Raw genomic sequence first — 1986 nt, 5'->3', positions numbered from 1 at the left:
CCCGTGGATCGATGCCGGTGTCGAGCGCGCGGCGGACGACCCGCTGACCATCAGCGAATTCGGCCGCCTGTCCATCCGCCTGGAGGCCGCGCGCGCGCTCGTGTCGCGGGCGGGCCGCCTGCTGGACACGGCAACCGCCAGCGGCACGGCCGCCGATGTGGCGGCGGCGTCCATCGCCGTGGCGGAAGCCCGCGCGTTGACCACGGAAGCCTCGCTTGCCGCCGGCACCAAGTTGTTCGAACTGGCCGGCACGCAGGCCACGCTGGACCACCTGAACCTGGACCGCCATTGGCGCAATGCGCGCACGCATACGCTGCACGATCCCGTGCGCTGGAAGCGCCACGCCGTGGGGAACTACTACCTGAACGACATCGCGCCTGGTCGCGCGGGCACCACCTGACCCACACGGAACCGCACATCATGGCGAAGAAGAAAATCCTGCTGAACGCGTTCAACATGAATTGCGTCGGGCATATCAACCACGGCTTGTGGACGCATCCGCGCGATACGTCGACGCAGTACAAGACGCTGGAGTATTGGACCGGTCTGGCCAGGCTGCTCGAGCGCGGCCTGTTCGACGGCCTGTTCCTGGCCGATATCGTGGGCGTGTACGACGTCTACCAGGACTCGGCCGACCTGACGTTGCGCGAATCGATCCAGCTGCCGGTCAACGATCCGCTGCTGACTATCTCGGCGATGGCGGCGGCCACGCGGCATCTGGGATTCGGCGTTACGGTCAACCTGACCTATGAAGCGCCCTACCTGCTGGCGCGCCGTTTCTCCACGCTGGACCATCTGACCAATGGCCGCATCGGCTGGAACATCGTGACGGGCTATCTGGAAAGCGCGGCACGCGCGATGGGGTTGTCCGAGCAGATCGCGCACGATGAACGCTACGACCGGGCCGACGAATTCCTGGAGGTGGCGTACAAGCTGTGGGAAGACAGTTGGGACGGCGATGCGGTGAAGGCCGACAAAGGCAAGCGCATCTATGCGGATCCCGCGGCCGTACGTCGGGTGGATCACGAGGGCAAGTATTACAAGGTGCAGGGCTTTCACTTGTCGGAACCGTCGCCGCAACGCACGCCGGTGCTGTACCAGGCGGGTTCGTCGGGTCGCGGCCAGGCGTTCGCGGCGCGGCACGCGGAATGTGTGTTCGTGTCGAGCCAGACCAAGGAGGGTTTGCGCAAGCTGGTGGCGGAGGTACGCGAGTCGGTCGCCCGCGAGGGCCGCAATCCGCGCGATATCAAGTTCTTCATGGGCGTGACGGTGGTGGTGGGCAAGACGGAGGCCGAGGCGCGCGAGAAGCATGCGGAGTATCTGCGTTACGCGAATCCGGAAGCGGGTCTGGCGCACTATGCCAGTTCGACGGGCATCGATTTTTCGCGCTACGGCGCGGATGAGCCGATCCGGTATGTGAAGAACAACGCGATCGAGTCGGCCGTGAAAAACCTGACGGTGGCCAGAACGGACCGCACGGTGACGGATCTGCTGGCGGATATGGCGTTAGGGGGGCGATACCCGGCACTGGTGGGCAGCGCCGCACAGGTGGCTGATGAACTGGAGACCTGGGTGGCCGAGACGGATATCGACGGCTTCAACCTGGCGCGAACGATAACGCCCGAATGCTACGGCGATTTCATCGATCTGGTGGTGCCGGAGTTGCAGAGCCGGGGGTCTTATAAAACGGCTTACGCGGAAGGGGCGTTGCGGGAGAAGCTGTTTGGGGCGGGGAGGGCGGAGTTGCCTTTGGAGCATGTGGGGCGCAAGGGGCTCGTTGGGGCTTTGTAGGGTGCTTGTTAGCGCTTCGTAGGTCGCTTGTTAGAGCTTCGTAGGTCGCCCGTCGTCGGGGTCGGGCTGATGGCGCGCGCCCACGATTGCGGTCCGGAGCCTTCGCTCCGGACTGCCCCGTTGTCATCTTCGTTGCGGCCTGCGGCCGCCGCCTTCAGATTCCCTCGGGCGCATCAAGGTTGCGCGCCATCAGCC

Annotated in this window: 2 protein-coding genes; both read left to right on the top strand. The window is 65.1% G+C overall.

Annotated elements, in window-relative coordinates; genetic code table 11:
- A partial coding sequence (locus ACE039_RS22625) for an acyl-CoA dehydrogenase family protein (protein WP_485823390.1) occupies positions 1 to 400 on the top strand: 400 nt, incomplete at its 5' end.
- Positions 401 to 420: 20 nt separating this feature from the next.
- Complete coding sequence (locus ACE039_RS22620; RefSeq protein WP_485823389.1) at positions 421 to 1791, top strand: LLM class flavin-dependent oxidoreductase; 1371 nt, start codon at positions 421 to 423, stop codon at positions 1789 to 1791.
- Positions 1792 to 1986 lie beyond the last annotated feature (195 nt).

The organism is Achromobacter maghribensis (genome assembly GCF_057334215.1).
Note: the sequence above shows the minus strand (reverse complement) of the source record. Positions and strands in the feature narration are given on the sequence as shown.

What these genes read in the sequence shown, in the direction of transcription:
- ACE039_RS22620 (WP_485823389.1), top strand. Translation starts at nt 421, where the DNA reads ATGGCGAAGAAGAAAATCCTGCTGAACGCGTTCAACATGAATTGCGTC.